The 5885-nt window shown below is 60.7% G+C and carries 4 protein-coding genes; all 4 read left to right on the top strand.

Going from position 1 to position 5885, the window contains the following annotated elements; all coding sequences use genetic code 11:
* Positions 1-637: sulfite exporter TauE/SafE family protein (locus tag D8U69_RS21400; RefSeq protein ID WP_130908078.1), on the top strand; the 637-nt coding region annotated here is incomplete at its 5' end.
* Between the two features lie 209 nt (positions 638-846).
* Positions 847-2031: a porin gene (locus D8U69_RS21395; RefSeq protein WP_130908077.1), complete on the top strand. Its 1185-nt coding sequence runs from the start codon at positions 847-849 to the stop codon at positions 2029-2031.
* A 149-nt stretch (positions 2032-2180) separates the two neighbouring features.
* Entirely contained in the window at positions 2181-3341 is a 1161-nt protein-coding gene (gene nosP / locus D8U69_RS21390) for a nitric oxide-sensing protein NosP (protein ID WP_056853500.1), read from the top strand.
* Positions 3310-5885 (top strand): hybrid sensor histidine kinase/response regulator NahK/ErcS' (nahK, locus tag D8U69_RS21385; RefSeq protein WP_177434591.1); only part of this gene is annotated, 2576 nt, incomplete at its 3' end. The genes nosP and nahK, both read left to right, overlap by 32 nt.

Below are 5885 nucleotides of genomic sequence, written 5' to 3'. Positions count from 1 at the left end.
CATCGACGGCCTGCGTCATGGCCTGGTGCGCTATCGCGCGGCGTTGTTGATTGCGGCACTCGGTGCGGTGTTTTCGCCGGTGGGCATCTACTTTGCCCATCAGTTGCCGGAAAAAATCCTGATGCTCCTGTTCAGCCTGCTGATGGTCATGGTGGCCGCACGAATGCTGCGCCGTGAGCGCAAGGATCAAGGGCCAAACGATCACGGTCACGCCAACTGGGGCCAGAAAAACTGCATGCTCGACCAACAGACCGGGCGCTTTTCCTGGACCGCCAAATGCACCGCGACCCTCGCCGCGCTAGGTGCGGTGACCGGCGTTGTCTCGGGATTGCTGGGCGTAGGCGGCGGGTTCCTGATCGTGCCGGCCTTCAAGCAACTGACCGACGTGCAGATGCGCGGGATCGTTGCCACGTCGCTGATGGTGATCAGCCTGATCTCGGCCATCGGCGTGATCGGTGCTTTCCACGCCGGGGTGCGCATCGATGGCGTGGGCATCGTGTTCATCATCTCAAGCATTGTCGGCATGCTCATCGGCCGCAAACTTAGTGCGCGGGTGCCGGCGAGGGCGTTGCAGGTGGGGTTTGCCAGTATCTGCCTGGTGGTCGCCGCCTACATGCTGTTCAGCGCCAACGCCTAGCCAGTACCGGTTCCTGCGAACGCCAGTTGCGTCAGCAGGCCTAAGCCCTAAGTGGCAAGCCTCGCCGACAGGCGGTCTTACGCCGTTGTAGTCACGCGCCGCTGGCCAATCCAAAGCACCTGAAAACCAGCCCCAAGGCAGCGTATGGCGCCGCCTGTCAGGTTTCGATAATCGCCTCCGACACTTCGTCCCCCGTTTCGGAGCGCCCCATGCACAACAATAAGAAATTCACCCAGCGTTTTCTGCCAGCGTTCATTGCCAGCCTGTACGCGCTCGGCCTGACCCCAGTGGCCGAGGCAGAGATCATGCTGTACGACAAAGACCAGACCACATTTTCCACCGACGGTTACATCAACGCCTTTTACGTCAACAGCGATGTGGACCGCGCTGGCGATCAGTACGATCGTCGGCAGTCGCGGGTAAAGATGGGCTTTCTGCCCAACTACCTGGGGTTCAACATGGGCAAGCAAGTTGACGACCTCAAGCTCGGTGCCCGGGCATCGTTTTGGGTCACCATCAACGACAGTGAAACCAACGGCACCGATACCGCCATCGATGTGCGGCAGTTCTATGGAACAGTGGCCAACCCGCAGTGGGGTGAAGTGCTGATCGGCAAGGACTTCGGTCTGTTCGCCCGTTCCAACATCCTGCTCGACGAAATGCTCGCCGGTTACGGGCAGGTCAGCGATACGTTAGGGCTGGTGGATGGCGGCGGGGTCTCGTTCGGCAACATCGGTACCGGTTACCCGTACCCGTTCCCGACCTCGCAGATCACCTATCGCACTCCGGTGATGGACGGTCTGCGCGTGGCGGTCGGCATCATGGACCCGGTGGACACCAACGACAGCAGCCCGACGGGCAAGGCCTATCAGGAAAACCCGCGCACCGAGAGCGAGATCACCTATCAGTTCGACCTGGCCGGTGCAAAGATCTACAGCTGGGTCAACGGCAGTTACCAGACTTCGGACAACACCGATTCGACCGTCGAAACCGTCACCTCCAAAGGGCTCGGTTATGGCGTGCAGGCGAAGATGGGCGGCCTGTCCCTGACCGGTTCCGGTTTCCAGGCCAAGGGTATCAACCCGTTCTTTACCAACAATGCGGGTGAGCCGACCCTGCGCAACGTCGACAGCGACGGCTACTTGATGCAGGGCTCCTACAAACTGGGCAAGAACCGCCTGGCCTTGTCCTACGGCAAGACCAATGACGACGGCAACGGCGTGGTGGGCAGCGGAGCGGACTACGAGACTCGCGGCATCGCGTTGTTCCATGACGTGAACGACAACCTCAAGCTGGTGGCCGAATACAACCAGTTCGAAATCAACGGTCACGACACCGATGAACAGAACGAAGACACCGATACTTTTGCGGTGGGTGCGGTGCTGACCTGGTAACCCCGGCTGGTGGCCCTGGCCGTGCGCATCGCGGCCAGGGCCGCCAACCGTCTCATCCCATCGAAGCGGCTACCCGCTACCCAAGTAGCATTCGTCGCATCGCGCAGACTTCGTACACTCGTGCCTCATACACGCGCCTGCCGGAGGCGATGATGCAGCAGAGCGAAGGGGTCGTCAGTGCAATGTCCCAGGCCACCGATGCCTTTCAGGTGGCGCAGGAGCTGGCGCGGCAGTTGTTGCATCCGCACCTGGGGTTCGTGCTGTTTTTCTGTTCAGCCGAGTACGACTTGCAGGCGTTAGGCAAGGCCTTGCAGCAAAGCTTCGGTGGCATTCGGCTGGCGGGTTGCACCAGCGCCGGAGAAATCACGCCGCTGGGCTACGGACGCAATTGCGTGACGGCGGTGGGCTTCGATCATCGGCATTTTTCAATCGCGGTGGAGCTGATCGATCAGATGGAGCACTTCAGCCTGATCGACGCCCAGCAAATGGTCGAGCGCCTGGTCAGTGGCTGTCGCAGCAATACCCTGGCGCCGATCAAGGGCAACAGTTTTGCCCTGACCCTGCTTGATGGACTGTCCAGCCGTGAAGAAATGGTCCTGGCGGCGCTGAGCGCGGCCTTGGGCGACATTCCGCATTTTGGTGGTTCGGCCGGCGACGATAACTACCTGACGCATACCCATGTGTACTTCGATGGCGAGTTTTACAGTGGCGCCGCCGTGGTGGTACTGGTCAATACCTGGCTGGATTTCGAAGTATTCACCACCCACCACGTAATGCCGCGCGCCGAGAAGTTGGTGGTCACGGGGGCCGACAATGCCTTGCGCCGGGTGTTCGAACTGAATGCCGAACCGGCCGCCGCCGAGTATGCCCGGCATATCGGCGTGCCGGTGGCGCAACTCGATCACCGGGTCTTCGCCGCACACCCGCTGGCCGTGCGCATCAATGATCAGTACTACGTGCGGGCCATCCAGCAGGTGCATCCGGACCTGAGCCTGAGTTTCTACTGCGCCGTGGAAAACGGCATCGTTCTGACCGCCATGACCCCAGGCCCGATGCTGCCGAACCTGCAAAATCTGTTCGAGGGCTTGCAGGCGCGCCTGGGGGAGTTGCTGTTGACCATCGGGTGCGACTGTTTCCTGCGACGCCTGGAGCTCGAAGACGATGGCAGCCTTGAACAGATCGGCAGTTTTTTGCGTGAGCAACGGGTGATGGGTTTCAACACCTATGGAGAACAGTTCAATGGCATGCACATCAACCAGACCTTCACCGGCGTTGCCATTGCCCGCGGCCGTGCCCCAGGACATCGCTGAACTGCAGGCCGAACTCGCCAGGCTGCGTCTTGAAAACCACAAACTGCAACGCATCAATGGTGCGCTGATCGAGCGGGTCGAATCCGGGGTGACTCGCGGCAATGATCCGTACGCGGCCTTCCAGCATTCGGTCGTGCTGGCCGAGCAAGTGCGCGAGCGCACCGATGCGCTGAACCAGGCCATGGCCGAACTCAAGGCCGGCAATCATCTGCTCAGCGAAGCCCGCCTGCGTGCGGAAACGGCGCACCAACACCTGATCGATGCCATCGAAAGCATTTCCGACGCATTTGTGCTGTTCGACGCCGAGCAGCGCATTGTGCTGTTCAACAGTCGTTTCAAGGCGTTCTGGAGCAAGAGCCGAGTACGAATCAACGCTGGCATGCGCCTGAGCGAGGTCAAGCGCCTGATGATGAGCAACGGCCTGTTCACCGAAGAGCCTCGCGGGCATGCCGATGAAAACCTGCTGTATCGCCTGCAGAACGGGCGCTGGCTGCAAGTCAGCGAGCGGCCGACCCAGGAAGGCGGGCGGGTGATTCTGTTCATCGACATCACCGACGTCAAACTCAGCGAAACCATGCGCCGCGAACAGGCGGTCGCGCAGAAGTCGCATCTATTGCAGCGCGCGGTCGACAACCTCTCGCAAGGGGTGGCGATGGTCAGCGCCGAGGGCATTCTGGAGTTATGGAACCGGCGTTTCCTGGAATTGAGCGGGCTGGCACCGGTAGCTGCCCACCGGCCGTTTGCCGAGGTGATTGGCGACAGCGAGTTGACCCTGCTGACCCCGTTCAGCCGCGATGGCAACGGTCGCCCGATACGCGAATGCGAACAGCGTTTATACGACGGCCGGGTCCTGGAAATCCGCACCCATCCATTGCCGACAGGCGGCTTCGTCAACACCTTTACCGACATCACCGAACGCTATCAGCACGCCGAGGCCCTGAGTGAAAGCGAGCGCTGGATCCGCCTGATCACCGATCACGTGCCGGCATTGATCGCCTACCTCAATGCCGACCTGGTCTACGAGTTCACCAACAAGGTCTACGAAGAATGGTATTGCTGGCCGCGGGGCGTAATGCTCGGCCAGAGCTTGCGCGAAGTGCACAGTGAACAGCATTACCAGCGCCTGGAATCCTACGTGGCCAGGGCATTGGCGGGGGAGAGCGTGACCTTCGAGTTTGCTGAAACCAACGTCAACAACCAGGAGCGCTACATGCTGCGTTCCTATGTGCCTAACCGTTTGGCCAATGGAGAGGTGGTAGGGATTTTCGTGCTGATTCGCGATATCACAGAGCGCCGCCGCACGGCCGAGGCGCTGCATCAGGCCTATCAGAACCTTGAGCAGCGAGTACGCGAGCGCACGGCGGAATTGACCACTCTCAACGATCAATTGTTGCGCGAGATCGGGGAGCGGCGCCTGGTCGAGTCACGCTTGCGCGAGGCCAAGCAGGAAGCCGAACAGGCCAACCTGTCGAAAACCAAGTTCCTCGCTGCGGTCAGTCACGACCTGCTGCAACCATTGAACGCCGCACGCCTGTTCACCAGCGCCTTGCTGGAACGGCGCGAGCCGATGGCCAGCGAGATTCTGGTGCGCAACGTGAGCAATTCCCTGGAAGACGTTGAGAATCTGCTCGGAACCCTGGTGGATATTTCCAAACTCGATGCGGGGGTGATCAAGGCTGACATCGCGCCGTTCGCCCTCAGTGAATTGCTGGACAACCTGGCCGCCGAGTACACCCAAGTGGCACTCAGTGAAGGCCTGCAACTGCGCTACATCGGCTGTTCGGCGTTGGTGCGCAGCGACATTCAGTTGCTGGCGCGCATTCTGCGTAACCTGCTGAGCAATGCGATTCGCTACACCAGCAAAGGTCGTGTGGTGCTCGGTTGTCGCCGTCATCGGCAGCGCCTGACGATCGAGGTCTGGGACAGCGGCATGGGCATTGCCGAGCATCGTCTGGAGGAGATTTTCCAGGAGTTCAAGCGCGGTGATGTGCAGCGCCCGGACCAGGATCGCGGTCTGGGCCTGGGTCTGGCGATTGTCGAGAAAATTGCCGGCATCCTCAGCCATCGCATTCAGGTGCGTTCATGGCCTGGCCAGGGCTCGATGTTCTCGGTCGAAGTGCCAATCAGCGCCACCGCGCCTGCAGCATTGCCGACGTTGCAGATGAGCGAGCCGATGCTTGAGCGCCTGCGGGGGGCTCGGATATGGGTGCTGGACAACGATGCGACCATTTGCGCCGGCATGCGCACGTTGCTGGAAGGGTGGGGATGTCGAGTGGTAACGGCGTTGTCGGAACACGACCTCGCGCGGCAAACGGACAACTACCACGCCGAGGCCGACCTGCTGATTGCTGATTATCACCTGGACAACGAACTGAACGGCGTCGACGCCGTGGCGCGCATCAATGCCGGTCGTAAGTCAGCGATCCCGGCGATGATGATCACCGCCAACTACAGCAATGAACTCAAGCAGCAGATCCGCGAACTGGGTCACACGCTGATGCACAAACCGGTGCGGCCGATGAAGCTGAAGACGGCGATGAGTCA

Origin of the sequence: Pseudomonas sp. Sample_16 (genome assembly GCF_004307665.1) — a bacterium.
Taxonomy (GTDB): domain Bacteria; phylum Pseudomonadota; class Gammaproteobacteria; order Pseudomonadales; family Pseudomonadaceae; genus Aquipseudomonas.
Note: the sequence above shows the minus strand (reverse complement) of the source record. Positions and strands in the feature narration are given on the sequence as shown.